The sequence below is a fragment of the Streptomyces phaeofaciens genome (assembly GCF_014648915.1).
Taxonomy (GTDB): domain Bacteria; phylum Actinomycetota; class Actinomycetes; order Streptomycetales; family Streptomycetaceae; genus Streptomyces; species Streptomyces phaeofaciens.
This window is the reverse complement of record NZ_BMSA01000002.1, coordinates 96,836-111,443: the sequence shown is the minus strand read 5'-3', so window position 1 is coordinate 111,443 and position 14,608 is coordinate 96,836. Positions and strand designations below refer to the sequence as shown.

Below are 14,608 nucleotides of genomic sequence, written 5' to 3'. Positions count from 1 at the left end.
GACGCCGCGGTCGCCTCCCGGGCCCGCAGGAGCCCTGGGCGGAAGGCGGCGATGGCAGGCGGCGAGGAGGGTACGCGCGGCTCGCGCGCCCGGGTTCGCGTCGGCCTGCCGGCCGTGATCCTCGGCTGCTACCTCGTCGGTGACTCCGTGCACCGGGCGCGCGCCGCAATCGAGTTCGGCGCCCGGTGGTGGCCCTGGATGCTGTTGGGGCTCGCCGTGGTCAACCTGCTGCGGTCGGCCCTGCCCGCGGCTTCGCTCATCGGGCCCCTGGTCCTCGCGTCGATCGCCGTCGCCGGACTGGTGCGATCCGGGCATCTGGGTACGGGCACTGTCATGGACCTCGCTCTGCCCGGGCTCCTCGCCCTCTGCGGAGCCGCTCTGCTGTGGGGTGCCTCCGGCGGGGAACTCCGGTCGAGCTGGACCCGGGTCCTGACGTCGGGCCGTATCGCCGCGCCCCGGCCGATGGGGAAGACCCTCGTTCTGCGTGCCGTACTCGGTGAACTGCGAGCCGATCTGACGGCCACGGGCGAGTACGAACGGGACACGGTTCACGTCACGGCGTTCGCCGGCCACATACGGATGACCGTTCCGCGGGACCGATGGGTGAACGTGCACGCGTCCGGAACCGTGCTGACCCGTGTCGTCGAGACGGGCGCCCCGCCCGCGAAGGTGGTGGATCCGTCAGTCGGTCTGACGGTCCATGTCCTCGGCGTGTGCGCGGTGGTCGGCATCGTCCGCGTGTGAGCGCTCGCGGGTGTGGTCGTAGACGAGGGGGCGGAGCGCCCGCCCCGCGAACCGTGCCGTGGCCTCCTCGAAGGCGTCCCGTTCGGTCTCGTCGTCGGCCGGCAGCGGATGGTGCAACGCGTCCAGCAGGTCGAACCGGTGCAGGTCGTACACCACGTGCATCAAGCCCGAGTAGGCCTGCGCCACGATCACGGCGCCCTTGTAGGCCACGGCGGCGAGCAGCAGCGCACCGGCGGCCAGCCATCGCAGACCGGACTCGTCGTACCCGGCGACCACCAGGAGGACGGCTGTCGCGAGCAGGCTCCAGCAGAGGTTGACCGCCGAGTCGAGCGCGTCCCTCGCCGACCGCAGCGTGTCGGACATGCGGTCCGAGACCTGCATGTAGATCCGTGGCCAGGAGGCGAGCGTGGACAGACCGTAGCGTTCGCCCGCGCTGAGTTCGCCCGCGCGCAGGGCGTTGCCCAGGGCGGTCGGCAGCAGAACGTCCACGGAGGGCGTGGCTGCGAGCCTGCGTCTGGCGTCCGCGCGAACCCTGCGCGCGGCGGCGTCGGGCGCCGGACGCTCGGCCTGCCCGCGCACCGCCTCCCAGCGCCGCCGCTGTACCTCGATCAGCACACCGGCCGGCCCCGACGTCATCGGCCACCGGTCCCAGTAGCCCTCCAGCACGCGCACGGCCCGGACCTGGAAAGGCTGAAGGAGCGCCGTGAGCAGCAACGTCCCCGACACGAGCACGACGACCGTCACGGCCATGTCCTGATGGTCTCTCGGGGCGACCCGGCTCCAGTCGCCGACGCCGGTGAAACTCCCCGCCCGAACCAGCGCCCACAGACAGACGACGACGAGCCCGCCCGGCAGGAGACCGACTGTCAGAAGCCGCCGCACGCAGCCGCCTCCCCCGCGCCCCGTCCGTCTCTTGCGTCTCTCGACGACTCCATTATGACGTCCGGACCTGCGACGGGGGAGGCGAACGGTTGCTTCTTGTGCAGGAGAGGACGCCACCGAAAACGACCGATTCAGAATGAAATAGCCGTAATCTGATCGCATGTCAGATGACCAGTCGCACGAACTGCTCGGATTCGACAACATCCTGCTGCCCGTCGGGGATCTCGACGAGGCGATGGGTTTCTATCTGCGGGCCGGGTTCACGGCCGCGTTCCGGTTCGACGAGGCCGGGATCGCGTCGTTGAGGGTGGGGGGCGAGACGCCCGGGATCCTGCTCAGGCAGGAGGACGGACTGGGGCGTCGGCCTCCGCCGTGGCCCTCGCCCCGGATGTGGCTGGAGGTGCCGGACGCGCGGGCGGTGGCGCGGCGGCTGGCCGAGGCCGGGGTTCCCCCGCTCGACGTGCCGTTCTCCGTGGCGACCGGGTGGACCGTCGAGATCGCCGACCCCTGGGGGAACGTCCTGGGGTTCACGGACTACACCAAGCGGCCGGAGCTCGGGCGCAGACCGTGACGCACGTCCCATCCACTCCTCGCCGCACGCGAGTTGAACACGTTCAAAAGCAGGGCTACAGTCATCCATGACAGCGATTTGAACGTGTTCAAGTACGCGACCGGGTTCGCGTGCGCGTTCACGAAAGGGTGGGGAACATGGACCGTACGGTCATCGCCTACGTCATCTACCTGGCCGTCAGCATCGCGCTGACCGTCTGGGTCGCGCGGACTCTCAGCCGCAACGGCCGGATCTTCCTGGCCGATGTGCTCCAGGGCAACGAGAAGCTCGCCGACGCCGTCAACCACCTCCTGGTGGTCGGCTTCTACCTCGTCAACCTCGGCTTCGTCGCCCTCTATCTGAGCGACGACGGGACCATCGAGGACACCCGCGGTGTCTTCGAGGCCCTGTCGACCAAGCTCGGCGTGGTGCTGCTGGTGCTCGGTGTGATGCACCTGGGCAACGTGTACGTGCTCAACCGGATCAGGCGGCGCGGGGTCATGGAGCGGGAGCAGGTCCCGCCGGTCGCCCCGCAGGGCTGGGCCGCCCCGTCGGCCCGGGCGTGAGCACCGTGGCCGCCTCGCAGGACACCCCGGACCGGGACGCGGCGCGCGTCCCGGTCCGCCGGCTCACCGTCCTCTACGACGCCGACTGCGCGCTGTGCACCTTCGTCCGCGACTGGCTGACCCGTCAGCCGCAGCTGGTGCCGCTGGAGCCGATCCCGGCCGGGTCCGCCCGGGCGCGGGACCGCTTCCCCGGTCTCGACCACCGCGCCACCCTGGAGGAGATCACCGTCGTCGGCGACGCGGGCCAGATCTACCGGGGCGCCGCCGCCTGGATCGTCACCCTGTGGGCGCTGCGCGAGCACCGCCCCCTCGCCCACCGGCTGAGCACCCCCGCCGGGGCGAAGCTGGCCAAGGGCGCGGTCCTGGCGGCCGCCCGGTGGCGCGGGGCACGGGCCGGGAACCAGCAGTGGGGCGGGGGCACGTACCGCAGCGCGGACGGCTGGTCCTACGACCCGCGCCAGGGCTGGACGCACACCCCGCCCACCTGTGCCGACGGGACCTGCTCCACTGGTTAGGCTCTCGTCCGTGTCCGCCAACAACGACGGCCCCGCCGAGGCCGCTCCCCCGACCGACCCCCACGACGCGTCGCCCGCGTCCAAGTCGGAACAGACCCGCGCCCTGATCCTGGAGACGGCGATGCGGCTGTTCCAGGAGCGCGGCTACGACAAGACGACCATGCGGGCCATCGCCAAGGAGGCCGGCGTCTCCGTAGGGAACGCCTACTACTACTTCGCCGGCAAGGAATGGCTGATCCAGGGCTTCTACGACCGCCTCGCCGCCGAACACCGCGAGGCGGTCCGCGACATCCTGGCCCAGGAGACCGGCCTGGAGGCACGCATGGCGGGCGTGCTGCGGGCCTGGCTGGACGTGGCGAAGCCGTACCACGAGTTCGCGGTGCAGTTCTTCAAGAACGCCGCCGACCCGGACAGCCCGCTCAGCCCCTTCTCCGCCGAGTCGGAGCACGCGCGCGTGGAGGCCATCGCCGTCCACAAGGAGGTGCTCGCGGGCTCGAAGGCGAAGGTGCCGGAGGAACTGCGGGAGGTGCTGCCCGAGTTGATGTGGCTCTCCCAGATGGGCCTCGTCATGTACTGGATCTACGACCGTACGGAGGGCCGCGAGCGCAGCTACCGGCTCGCCGAACGCGGTGCCCGGCTCACCGCGCGCGGCGTCTCACTGGCCCGCTTCCGGGTGCTGCGGCCCCTCGTCCTGGAGATCCACGAACTGTTCACCGACTTCCTGCCGGGCATGACCAACGCCCTGCCGGATCCAGGCCGCAAGAACAGGAAGAACGAGAAGTAGGGCACGGGCACCGGGCGTTCAGGACGCGGGGGACGGCGTCGCGATCAGGGCCCAGACGGTCTTGCCGTGGCGGCCCCTGCTCCACACGCCCCACGCGGTGGCGATGTGCTCCACCATGTGCAGACCGCGGCCGTGTTCCTCCCACTCGCCGACGACCCGCAGCCGGGGTTCGAGCCGGCCCTCGTCCGAGACCTCGATCAGACAGGACCCGTCGGCGAGGGCCGTCACGGCCACCTCGAACTCCCGCTCCAGCAGCGGCCCGTGCCGTACGACGTTGGTGGCCAGCTCGGACACGACGAGGACCGCGTCGGCCAGCGCCCGGTCGTCCGGGCCGTGCCCCCAGTCGGCCAGGTGGTCCCGCACCCGGCGCCGGGCGAGACCGACCGCGGCCGGATGCCGGGGCAGCCGGAAGGAGTTGCGTCTCAGCACGTCGCCTCCTCAACCCGGGCACACCTCCGTCACAGCGTGCTGCGTCGGGTGACTGCCCCGTCTCACGGAGGCGCATGCCCCCGGTCCGCGAGATGGGACACGGCGGACGCTCAGATCCAGTCCAGCCTCCACAGCCGGAACACGCCGTTGCCGTCCGCCAGGTACTGGCCGCCGCCGACGTCCGGGACGGAGACGACGTACTCCTTGCGCTGCCACAGCGGGACGACCGGCACGTCGTCGGCGACGACCTGCTGGAGGGAGCGGAAGTCGTCGGAGACCCGGGCGCGGTCGGCGTACTGCTGACTGTCCTTGATGTACCGGTCGACGGCGCCGCTGCTGTACCCGGTGTTCATGGTGGAGCCGGTGCCGACGAGCGGGCCCGCGAAGGTGTCCGGGTCCGGGTAGTCGGCGACCCAGCCGACGGCGTACGCGTCGAGCTTGCCGCCCGCCCAGCGCTTCTGGAAGTCGGTCCACTCGTAGCCCTTGACGTTCACCTTGAACAGGCCGCCGGCCTCCAGCTGCCGCTTCAGCTCCTTGGCCTCGGCCTCGGCGGCGCCGCTGCCCAGCCCGTAGCCGTAGGTGAAGGTCACCGGGATGCTGACGCCGGCCTGTTCCAGGAGCCGCCGCGCCTTCTCGGAGTTCTGGTCGGGGTAGGTGTCGAAGAACGAGGTGGTGTGGCCGGTGAGACCGGTCGGGATGAGCGAGTACAGCGGCTCCACGGTGCCGTCGTACACGGTCGCGGCGAGCTGCTCGCGGTCGATCAGCCAGGCCATCGCCCTGCGGACGTCCGTGGCGTGCAGCGGGGAGCCGGCGCGGGTGTTGAAGTACAGGTTGCGGGTCTCGGAGCTGTCGGCCTCGGTGACGCGCTGGTCGGGGTCGCTGGCGTTCAGGGCCGCGAGGACCGAGGGCGGCAGCTGGCGCGTGGCCACGTCGATCTCCTTGGCCTGCCACGCCTTGTTCAGCGCGTCGGGGTCGGAGAAGTAGCGCAGCTCGACGGGCGCGCCGGTGTTCACCGCGCCGTGGTAGCGGGAGTTGGGGGCCAGGTCGACCTTCTTGCCCTTGGTGTATCCGGTCAGTTCGTACGGTCCGGTGCCGTCGACGCCGTCGCCGCTGCGCAGGGCGTCGGCCGGGTAGCGGGTGGGGTCGACGATCGAACCGGCCCCGGTGGCCACCTTGAACGGGAAGGTGGCGTCCGGCGACGACAGATGGAAGGTGACGGTCAGCCCTTTCGCGTCCACCGACTTCAGGGTGGAGAACAGGGAGGCGGGGCCGACTTCCGAGTCGATCTTCTTGACCCGGTCGAAGGAGTACTTCACGTCCTGGGCGGTCACCTCGGTGCCGCTGGGAAAGGTGAGGTCGTCGCGCAGCGCGCAGGTGTACGTCGTCAGCCCGCCCTTGACGAAGGAGCAGCTCCTGGCCGCGTCCGGCACGGGCGAGACGCCGCCCGGCTCGTACGTCAGCAGGGACTGGAAGACGTTGCTGAACAGGGCCCAGGAACCCGCGTCATAGGCGCCGGCCGGGTCGAGTGAGGTGACGGTGTCGGTGGTGCCGACGGTGATGGTGGCGTCGCTGTCCTGCTGCGACGGCAGCAGCTGCCAGGCGCCCACGCCGATCACGGCGAGAACGAGCAATGTCACCAGAATCCGCATGCGAACCGATCGCATGGTGATGCCTGCCCTCCCCGGGCACACAAAAGGGCCCGGCATTGCACAGAAAGCCACTCCCCTTGGTGGCGCGGCTCACCCAATCACACGCGTTTCGACGGAGGGAAGGGAATTCTGATGAGTTGAGAAAGAACTTACCGACGCCGTGTTTCGACCGAGTTTCACAGCTTCTTCTCAGGTTCTCCGGCGGGCGGAGACGGGCTCCCGAACCCCGCCGCGATCATCCCCGGCCGTCAGCGGATAACCTGCAAGGGAGAAAGCGACGGAAGAAACAGAAGAAACAGATGCGCAAGACACCGGTCGCGTCGGCGGCCGGGCGGTCGGGGGACTGCTCATGAGTGAGGAAAAGACGGGCGTGGGGGACGACAAGCTCCCCGAGCCCTCGAAGCTGCCGCTGTCGCCGGACGAGATGGAGCGGCACAAGGTACTGCCGGGGTTCGAGGGGTCCTATCAGGCACCGCCCGCCGACAGTTACGTCGACCCGCTGGACCGTCAGCTGCTCGGACCGCGCGGTCTCGACGACCCGCCGCCGGGGCTGCTCGTGCCGCCGGGGCAGCAGGGTGTCCCGGCGGGGCCGAAGCTGCGCATCGCCGAGTCGGTGCTGAAGGCGGCGGCCGGGCAGGTGGACGGGATCTACGACGACTTCTACAAGCCGGCCGCGACGCTGGAGGAGCCGTCCCTGAAGGCGATCGGCGCGCTGGCGGGCTTCGAGTCGGCCCGCGCGGTCCGGCTGGCGCACCGTCAGTGGGAGCGGCAGGCCGGCACGGTCACGGGCTGGCTGGCGCACATCGCGGAGAGTCTGCGTTCGGCCGACCACACGTACACGACCACCGATCAGGGCGTGGACGAGTCGGTGAAGCAGGTTCAGGTCCGGTCGGCGCTGGAGGACTTCTGATGGCCGACGAGCCGTTCTACACAGCACTCCTGGGCGCGGACCTGACCGTCCTGGACAGCCTCGCGGACCGCTGGGAGAGCATCCACAAGTCGATCCACGGGCTGGGCAAGCGCATGTACGACGACGTCCTCGTCCCGTTGCGGAACAAGGGCTACTGGGAGGGGGCGGCGGCCCCGTACGCCTGGCGGATGATCGACGACATCGAGCGGCAGCTCGACGACGCCACGGCCGTGGCGGATGCCGCTCGGAAGGTCGTCGAGGACGCGGCGGGCGAGCTGAAGGCCGCCCAGAAGGACCTGAAGGACGCCGCCCGGCGGGCCGCCGAACAGGGGCTGTACGTCGGCTCCGACGGTGTCGTGTCCACGAACGTCACCGACGGCGAGTGCAAGGTCGACTCCGGAGACACCGACAAGAAGGCCATCGCGGACGCCCAGCGCGAGATCGCCGAGATTCTGCGGCGTGGTGTCGCGGCCGACCGGAACCTGTCCTTCAGCCTGACCTCGGACCTCGGGCTGGGCGCGTGGTTCAACGACGACCCGAAGTTCACGGACATCAACTCCACGAACCGCATCGGGCACGAGGAGTACAACGCGCTGGACCTCGCGCTCCAGGGCAAGAACCCGTATCCGGCGGGCAGTTCGGACGACCCGTACTCACTCGGCTGGGACTGGGTCTCCGGCGACGGTGCCCGGCACCGCGAGTACTACTACGGCGATGAGATGACCGAGCTGATCCGGTCCAGCGACAGCATGAAGCAGCTGCGGCTCGACACCGTCGAGCAGTGGAGGTCCACGGGGCAGCCCACGGGCGATGTGGCGTACTCGATCTCGGAAGGCGGCAAGCTGGGGGCCCTGGGGAAGCTCTTCACCACGGACCTCCCGGCGATCGTCACGGGGGACGAGGACCATCTGGGCGAGGCGTTCACCGGCTCCTACAACCTCAACTACACGGTCAAGGGCGAGGATCCCGACGGCTCCCTGGTCGTCGAGTACAAGCTCCACAACACCACCAGCAACGAATCGTTCCTGCACTTCATCGGTTACTACGACTGGCTCGAGAAGACCAACCGTGAAGAGGGGGTCTTCTCCTCCGTGGACCAGGAGATCGTCTGGACCGAGCGCATTCCGGCGAAGGAGAAGTAGTCCCGTGATCCCGAACGTTCCTTCCGGCGGGCGGCCGCGCGCCGTGGCGGCCCTGGCGGTGCCTCTGCTGCTGCTGCCCCTGGGCGGGTGCTCCTCCGGCACCCCGGAGACCTGCATGCCGCGGGACACGAGCGGGATCAGCTCCGCGGACCTGCCGGGGACCTACGTCGGCGCCCAGGACGCCGAAGGCGCGACGATCACCCTCGGGCCCTCGGACGGCAGCGGGAAGGGCAAGGTCACCGTGCGCGACTGGCCGACGGGCGACTGGTACCGGAGCGAACTGGGCGACACCTTCGACGGTTCCGGCACCTGGGGGTTCGACCCGGGTGCCGGAACCGGCGGAACACCGCGGGTCGGCCTGCGGCTCACCGAACCGAAGCTGTTCCTGGACGGCGACACCCTCGACTCGCTCTCCGTCGCCGCCGACGCCGAGCGCACCTTCCTCTACGAGGACGACGATCCCGACATCTGCGCGAAGTTCCGCCTCCAGCTGGAGAAGTGAGCGGGCCGGCCCGGGCGACTCACGCCTGCCGGGAGGCCAGCTCGATCACCGTGATGTCGGAGGGCGCGCCCACGCGCGTGGGCGGTCCCCAGGCGCCGGCGCCCCGGGAGACGTACAGCTGGGTGTCGCCGTAGCGTTCCAGCCCGGCCAGGGTCGGGTTCGCGGCCTCCGCGACGAGGTTGCCGGGCCAGAGCTGGCCGCCGTGGGTGTGGCCGGAGAGCTGGAGGTCGACGCCGTGGCGCACGGCGTCGTGGATCTGGACGGGCTGGTGGGCGAGGAGCACGCACGCGCGCGTGGTGTCCCGGTCGCCGAGCGCCCGGGTGAAGTCGGGGCCGAGGCCCTCGCTCTCGCCCGCGATGTCGTTGACCCCGGCGACGTCGAACCAGGGCAGCTCCGCGCGGGCGTTCTCCAGGGGGCGCAGGCCGAGGCGGCGTACTTCCTCGACCCACTGTTCGGCGCCGGAGAAGTACTCGTGGTTGCCGGTGACGAAGAAGCTGCCGTGCCGGGCCTTCAGCCGGGCGAGGGGCGCGGCCGCCGGACCGAGGTCCTTCACACTGCCGTCGACCAGGTCGCCGACGACCGCGATCAGGTCGGGCTGCGTCCCGTTGATGGTGTCGACGACCTTCTGCGCGAAGCCCCGGCCGAGCACCGGCCCCAGGTGGATGTCGCTGACGACCGCGATCCGGTAACCGTGTGCGGCGCGCGGGAGCTTGGCCAGCGGGACGGTGACCCGCTTGACCCGCGGGCCGCGCAGCACGCCGTACGTGCCGTAGCCGACCGTGCCGACGGCGGCCGCGGCCGCCGCGCCGCCGACGACCCGGGAGACGAAGAGCCGGCGGGAGGGCGCCGGCCGTGCGGACGGTCCGGTCTCCTCGGACGGCGACGGGTCCGGCCCCGCCGCGGAGGCGCCCGGCTCCGGCGGAAGCGCCGACCCGGACTTCTGCTCGCGCGCGGCCGCGGGTTCCTTCGGCGGCGCGGCCTCGTGGGCCCCCGCCCGCACCGGGACCGGCTCGGGCTCCGTCTCGGCGGCCGTGGCCGCCTTGGCCGCCCGGCGTTCCAGGAAGCGCCGCAGCAGGGGGCGTACGACCTCTCCCGCGATCACGCCGAGCAGCAGGTAGATCGACAGGGCCAGCCACAGGAAGCCCGGCCAGGCCAGGGTGCGCTGGAGCCAGAAGGGGGCGCCGGTGCGCTCGGCGACCAGGGCGCCGATCGCCGCGGCCCAGCCGCCGGCGATCAGCACGGCACCGCCGAGCCGGACCGGGCCCGGTCCGCGGGTGGTGTCACGGAACAGCCGGCGCCACAGGTACCAGTTGCCCCCGACCAGGACGCAGAGCGCGAGCAGGACGAAGAGGAGGGCCATCGCCTACGCCGTCCCGCGCAGAGCGCGCAGACCGCGCAACCCGATGGCCCCGACGACCGTCCCCAATACGAAGGAAACGACAGCGAGCGTCAGGTGGACCCAGAAGTACGCCGTGGGGTCACCGTCGTCGAACGCGAGCCCACTGCTGTCCTTGACCAGGTTTTTGACGAAAGTGACCCAGATGATCCAGCTCCACACCCCGAAGGCGAGCAGGAACCAGGAGACGGGGCGGCTGAGCTTCATGAGTTCAGTATCACCGCCCCGTGTCCGGTTCCATGACGGGGGTGGGGAGGCGAGCGGGACTTCCCGTCGTGTGCCAGGTACGTTCTCCGTCGTGCCCGCACCCATGAAGCAGACCGTCAGGCGATCCCTGCTGGTCACCTCCGCGACCCTCGCGTCCCTCGCGCTGACCGCGCCCGTCTCGCTCGCCGCCCCGAGCCCGTCGCCGTCGGCCAGTCCGTCGGCCGGTCCTTCGGGCAGTCCTTCGGGCAGTCCGTCGAGCACGTCGTCGGGCGGTTCCACCGCCGCTCCCCCGGCGAAGATGTCCACCGTCGGCGGGGTGCGGCTCGGTCTGCCGGGGACGCAGGTGGCGCTCGCGGGCGATGTGCCGGTGGTGCCGAAGGACGTCACCGCGCGGTCGTGGATCGTCGCGGACGCCGAGTCCGGCGACGTGCTGGCCTCGCACAACGCGCACTGGCGGCTGCCCCCCGCGAGCACGATGAAGATGCTGTTCGCCGACACCGTGCTGCCGAAGTTCCCCCGCGCCACCGAGCACAAGGTGGTGCCCGCCGACCTGGAGGGCATCGGCTCCGGCTCCAGCCTGGTCGGCATAAAGGAGAACGAGACGTACACCGTCCACGATCTGTGGCTCGGTGTCTTCCTTCGCTCCGGCAACGACGCCGTGCACGTGCTGTCGGCGATGAACGGCGGCGTCGACAACACCGTCGCGGAGATGAACGACCACGCCGAGGAGCTCCAGGCCCTCGACACCCATGTGGTCTCCCCGGACGGCTACGACGCCTCCGGCCAGGTCTCCTCGGCGTACGACCTGACGCTGATCGCCCGCTCCGGGCTCCAGAAGAAGGACTTCCGGGAGTACTGCTCGACCGTCTCGGCCAAGTTCCCCGGCGCGACGAAGAAGAACAAGAAGGGCAAGAAGGTCCGCGAGTCCTTCGAGATCCAGAACACCAACCGGCTGCTGAGCGGCGACTACGACATCTCGCAGTACCCGGGCATCGCGGGTGTGAAGAACGGCAACACCACCAACGCGGGCGCCACCTTCACCGGGGTCGCCGAGCGTGGCGGACGGGTCCTGCTGGTCACGGTCATGAACCCGGACAAGACCGAGCACAACGAGGTCTACAAGGAGACCGCCAAGCTGTTCGACTGGGGCTTCGAGGCGGCCGGCAAGGTCACGCCGGTGGGCGAACTGGTGGCGCCGAAGGGCACCGAGCAGGCCGCCCAGCCCGGCGCCAACCCGTCGTCCTCCGCCACGGCCGGCACGTCCGGCGAGGCGGGCGGCGCGGGGAACGCGGCGGACAAGCCCGTGGCGGGCGCCGTCGCCGAGGACGGCTCCCGGGGCATGTGGACCGCGCTGGCGATCACCGGCGGGGTGCTGGTGCTGCTCGCGGGCGGGGCGTTCCTGGTCAACCGGCGCTGGCCGCTGCCGGATCTGGTGCGTCGTCGTCGCTGACGCCGTCCGGTCCGGGGTCGCCGGCGCTGCCCGTCGCCGTCCACGCGGCGCTGTACAGGAGCAGCTTCGCGGTGAAGTTGATCCACAGCAGCAGGGCGATGGGCACGCCGAACGCGCCGTACATGCTCTTCGCGGCGATGCCCTGGATGTAGCCGCTGAGCAGCAGCTTCAGCAGTTCGAAGCCGACCGCGCCGATCAGCGCCGCGACGATCAGGCGGCGGCGCGGCGGTTCGACGCCGGGCAGCAGGGTGAGGACGTAGAGCAGCACCAGGAAGTCGGCGAGGACGGCGATCGCGAAGGCGATGACCCGCAGCAGGATGCCGCCCCAGCCGTCCTTGTCGATGCCGAGTTCGTCGATGATCCGGCCGACCAGGGCGGAGGCGACGGTCGAGACGGCGAGGGTGACCAGGACGGCGCCGCCGAGGCCGACCAGGATGCCCGCGTCCTTGGCCTTGCTCAGGACCGGGTTCTCCTCCTTGTCGGGCAGTTCCCACACCGCGCGCAGACAGTCGCGCATCTGGTTGACCCAGCCCATGCCGGTGAAGAGCAGCAGGACACCGGCGATGAGGCCGACGGCGCCGGCGTTCTCGACCAGGCTGTTGAGGTCGAGCTTGTCGGCGATACCGGGGATCTGGTCCTCGATCTTGTCCTGGAGGTCGTTCTGCTGGGACTTGCTGAGGGTGGCGGCGGCGATCGCGGCGCCCAGGGTCAGCAGCGGGAACAGCGCGACGAAACTGATGAACGTCATGGCGGCGGCCAGCCGGGTCCACTTCACCCGGTCCAGGCGCTCGTACGACCGCCACGCGTGCGTGGTCATCAGGCGCGTGACGTACGGCCCGACAACGGGCAGCTTTTTCAGCCAGTCCATGATCCCACTCTGCCCTGCTCGTGGCCGATGACGCGGAAGACCAGCGTGCGGGTACCCCAAAAGCGCAGGGCAGTCGCCAGCGCCATGCCGATCCCGGCGCCGGAGACGGTGTCCGCGCGCTGCGAGGTGAGCCCGAGGCCGTAGTGGCTGACGGTGAGGCACAGGAGCTGGACGAGCGCACCGGCGATGTTCACCGCGAAGAACACCGCGTACGGGCGCAGGCCCCGCACGCGCGCGTGCCGGTAGGTGCCGAGCGCGTTGCCGAGGTAGGCGACCGTGCAGCCGGCCAGGAAGGAGAGGGTCTTCGCGGTGAGCGGGCCGAGGCCCGCCGGGCCGCGCAGCCAGGTGAACAGGGTGAGATCGACGGCGTAGGCGAGGAGCCCGACGGCGGCGAAGCCCAGGAGCTCACGCCGGTCGGCTACCAATTGGCCACCGCCAGACCGTACATGGCCACCCAGGCCACACCGATCAGGGCGAGGGCGCGGTCGCCGAGGACGACCTCCTCGGGTTCGCCGGCGGTGCCGCGGTCGGCGAAGACGGCGTAGCGCAGGACGGCCAGGATGAAGGCGACCATGGACAGCTGGCGCCAGGGCAGCACGCTGGTGTGCGGGACGCCGCCCTCCTCCAGCGCCCACAGGCAGTAGCCGAGCACGGCGACGCCGGCCGCGAGCTGCCAGACGAAGCGCAGGTAGCCGGTGGTGTACTCGGTGAGCAGCGCGCGGGTGGCGCCGGCCGCGCCGGCCATCTGGACGGCCTCGGAGTAGCGCTTGGCCGAGACCATGAACAGCGCCCCGAAGCCGGTGGTGATGAGGAACCAGCGGGACAGCGGGATGCCGAGCGCGAGCCCGCCGACCATCGCCCGCATCAGGAAGCCGGTGGTGACGACGACGAGGTCGACGACCAGGACGTGCTTCAGGCTGACGCAGTACGCCAGTTGCATGCCCAGGTAGGCGGTGAGGAGCGCGGCGACGGCCGGGGTGGTCAGCCAGGCGGCGGCGGCCGGTGCGAGGACGGCGAGGGTGCCGCCGACGGCGTACGCGACCGGCACGGGGACCTGGCCGGCGGCGACCGGGCGGCACCGTTTGGTGGGGTGGGCGCGGTCGGCGTCGGCGTCGCGGGCGTCGTTGATCAGGTAGACGGCGGCGGCGCAGGCGGTGAACAGCGCGAAGACCAGGGCGAGTTCGGTGAGGGCGGGCCAGGAGAAGAGCCGGCCGGCCGCTGCGGGGGCGGCGACGACGAGGCTGTTCTTGACCCACTGCTTGGGGCGGGCCGTGCGCAGGAGTCCGCCGAGGAGGGTGCCGGTGCGACGGGGCGGGCCGCCGGCCGTGCCGCCGCCGCGGGCGGGGGTGGGCCGCCGGCCGCCGGTGCGCTGTTCCAGCAGTGCCGCCTCGGCGGGGCGGGCGCCGCCGGTGAGGGGCGCGGCCTCAGTCATGTGCGCCCCCTTGCGCGCCTGCCCCGCCCGACCCGCCTGACCCGCCTGCCACATCCGACGCACCCGGCACTCCGGCCTTCAGCCAGCGGGCTCCGATCCGCGCCGTGAGCGCGCCGAGGGCCGCGCCCGCCGCCACGTCGGACGGGTAGTGGACGCCGACGACCAGCCGGGACAGGCACATCGCGGCGGCCAGCGGCCGGACGGCGCGCACCCCCAGCGCGCCGAAGGCGACGGCGGCCGCCGCGGCGGAGGTCGCGTGCGAGCTGGGGAAGGAGTGCCGCCCGGCCGTGCGCACCAGGGGTTCGACATGGGCGGGGCGCGGCCGGCGCACGATCCGTTTCACGCCCATGCTGGCGACGTGCGCGCCCGCGGTGAGCGCCGTGGCGCGCAGCCAGGCGGGGCGCCGCCCGCCGTCCACGGCGGCTCCCGCGAGCCCCGCCGCGAGCCAGAGCGCGCCGTGCTCGCCCGCCCAGGACAGGGCGCGCGCGGCGCCCGCCACGCGCGGATCCGCACCGCGGGCGCGCAGTGCCGAAAGGATGCGGCGGTCGATGCCGCCCAGGTCGTCCTTGTGGTCCATGTGGA

18 protein-coding genes are annotated in these 14,608 nt (G+C 71.3%); 9 read left to right on the top strand and 9 right to left on the bottom strand.

Going from position 1 to position 14,608, the window contains the following annotated elements:
- Positions 1-51: 51 nt before the first annotated feature.
- The gene (locus tag IE275_RS03985) at positions 52-744 is read left to right on the top strand and encodes a hypothetical protein (RefSeq protein ID WP_189707573.1); all 693 of its coding nucleotides are present in this window, start codon (positions 52-54) and stop codon (positions 742-744) included.
- Here IE275_RS03985 and IE275_RS03980 read toward each other — a convergent pair.
- The gene (locus IE275_RS03980) at positions 682-1,626 is read right to left on the bottom strand and encodes a hypothetical protein (protein ID WP_189707571.1); all 945 of its coding nucleotides are present in this window, start codon (positions 1,624-1,626) and stop codon (positions 682-684) included. The two genes, IE275_RS03985 and IE275_RS03980, sit on opposite strands and share 63 nt — an antisense overlap.
- 160 nt (positions 1,627-1,786) lie before the next feature.
- Between IE275_RS03980 and IE275_RS03975 the strand changes: the two genes are divergently transcribed.
- The 4 genes from IE275_RS03975 to IE275_RS03960 all read left to right on the top strand — a co-directional run bounded on the left by IE275_RS03975 (position 1,787) and on the right by IE275_RS03960 (position 4,041).
- A complete protein-coding gene (locus IE275_RS03975; protein WP_189707569.1) occupies positions 1,787-2,197 on the top strand; it encodes a VOC family protein in 411 nt (136 codons plus the stop codon).
- Positions 2,198-2,334: 137 nt separating this feature from the next.
- Positions 2,335-2,742 carry a hypothetical protein gene (locus IE275_RS03970; RefSeq protein ID WP_189707568.1) on the top strand — a complete coding sequence of 136 codons (408 nt, stop codon included), beginning with the start codon at positions 2,335-2,337 and terminating at the stop codon, positions 2,740-2,742.
- Positions 2,739-3,257, top strand: coding sequence for a thiol-disulfide oxidoreductase DCC family protein (locus IE275_RS03965; RefSeq protein ID WP_189707566.1), 519 nt, complete (start codon positions 2,739-2,741; stop codon positions 3,255-3,257). Before IE275_RS03970 ends, IE275_RS03965 begins: the two co-directional genes overlap by 4 nt.
- Before the next feature lie 10 nt (positions 3,258-3,267).
- A complete protein-coding gene (locus tag IE275_RS03960; RefSeq protein ID WP_189707564.1) occupies positions 3,268-4,041 on the top strand; it encodes a TetR/AcrR family transcriptional regulator in 774 nt (257 codons plus the stop codon).
- An 18-nt stretch (positions 4,042-4,059) separates the two neighbouring features.
- Here IE275_RS03960 and IE275_RS03955 read toward each other — a convergent pair whose 3' ends face one another.
- Positions 4,060-4,470 (bottom strand): ATP-binding protein, encoded by a 411-nt coding sequence (locus IE275_RS03955; protein WP_189707561.1) that lies wholly within the window; start codon positions 4,468-4,470, stop codon positions 4,060-4,062.
- A 110-nt stretch (positions 4,471-4,580) separates the two neighbouring features.
- Complete coding sequence (locus IE275_RS03950; RefSeq protein ID WP_229870088.1) at positions 4,581-6,119, bottom strand: ABC transporter substrate-binding protein; 1,539 nt, start codon at positions 6,117-6,119, stop codon at positions 4,581-4,583.
- Positions 6,120-6,468: 349 nt separating this feature from the next.
- Here IE275_RS03950 and IE275_RS03945 point away from each other — a divergent pair, with 349 nt between their 5' ends.
- From IE275_RS03945 to IE275_RS03935, 3 genes are read left to right on the top strand one after another with little or no spacing between them, the layout of a single operon-like run.
- Positions 6,469-7,029 (top strand): hypothetical protein, encoded by a 561-nt coding sequence (locus IE275_RS03945; protein WP_189707557.1) that lies wholly within the window; start codon positions 6,469-6,471, stop codon positions 7,027-7,029.
- Complete coding sequence (locus IE275_RS03940) at positions 7,029-8,171, top strand: hypothetical protein (protein WP_189707555.1); 1,143 nt, start codon at positions 7,029-7,031, stop codon at positions 8,169-8,171. Before IE275_RS03945 ends, IE275_RS03940 begins: the two co-directional genes overlap by 1 nt.
- A gap of 4 nt (positions 8,172-8,175) precedes the next feature.
- The gene (locus IE275_RS03935; RefSeq protein WP_189707553.1) at positions 8,176-8,673 is read left to right on the top strand and encodes a hypothetical protein; all 498 of its coding nucleotides are present in this window, start codon (positions 8,176-8,178) and stop codon (positions 8,671-8,673) included.
- A 19-nt stretch (positions 8,674-8,692) separates the two neighbouring features.
- Here IE275_RS03935 and IE275_RS03930 read toward each other — a convergent pair whose 3' ends face one another.
- Both IE275_RS03930 and IE275_RS03925 read right to left on the bottom strand, forming a co-directional pair.
- The gene (locus IE275_RS03930; RefSeq protein ID WP_189707551.1) at positions 8,693-10,033 is read right to left on the bottom strand and encodes a metallophosphoesterase; all 1,341 of its coding nucleotides are present in this window, start codon (positions 10,031-10,033) and stop codon (positions 8,693-8,695) included.
- A 3-nt stretch (positions 10,034-10,036) separates the two neighbouring features.
- Positions 10,037-10,276 (bottom strand): SCO4848 family membrane protein, encoded by a 240-nt coding sequence (locus tag IE275_RS03925; protein WP_189707549.1) that lies wholly within the window; start codon positions 10,274-10,276, stop codon positions 10,037-10,039.
- Positions 10,277-10,367: 91 nt separating this feature from the next.
- On the opposite strand from IE275_RS03925, the gene IE275_RS03920 reads away from it, so the two are divergent.
- A complete protein-coding gene (locus IE275_RS03920) occupies positions 10,368-11,726 on the top strand; it encodes a D-alanyl-D-alanine carboxypeptidase family protein (protein ID WP_229870087.1) in 1,359 nt (452 codons plus the stop codon).
- On the opposite strand, the gene IE275_RS03915 is transcribed toward IE275_RS03920, so the two are convergent.
- From IE275_RS03915 to IE275_RS03900, 4 genes are read right to left on the bottom strand one after another with little or no spacing between them, the layout of a single operon-like run.
- Positions 11,680-12,594, bottom strand: a complete 915-nt coding sequence (locus tag IE275_RS03915) for a YihY/virulence factor BrkB family protein (protein WP_189707545.1) — start codon at positions 12,592-12,594, stop codon at positions 11,680-11,682. The genes IE275_RS03920 and IE275_RS03915 overlap by 47 nt on opposite strands.
- Positions 12,582-13,019: a GtrA family protein gene (locus IE275_RS03910; protein WP_189707543.1), complete on the bottom strand. Its 438-nt coding sequence runs from the start codon at positions 13,017-13,019 to the stop codon at positions 12,582-12,584. The genes IE275_RS03915 and IE275_RS03910 overlap by 13 nt, the downstream gene beginning before the upstream one ends.
- Entirely contained in the window at positions 13,013-14,026 is a 1,014-nt protein-coding gene (locus IE275_RS03905; protein WP_189707541.1) for a decaprenyl-phosphate phosphoribosyltransferase, read from the bottom strand. The genes IE275_RS03910 and IE275_RS03905 overlap by 7 nt, the downstream gene beginning before the upstream one ends.
- A complete protein-coding gene (locus IE275_RS03900; protein ID WP_189707539.1) occupies positions 14,019-14,603 on the bottom strand; it encodes a phosphatase PAP2 family protein in 585 nt (194 codons plus the stop codon). The genes IE275_RS03905 and IE275_RS03900 overlap by 8 nt, the downstream gene beginning before the upstream one ends.
- Positions 14,604-14,608 lie beyond the last annotated feature (5 nt).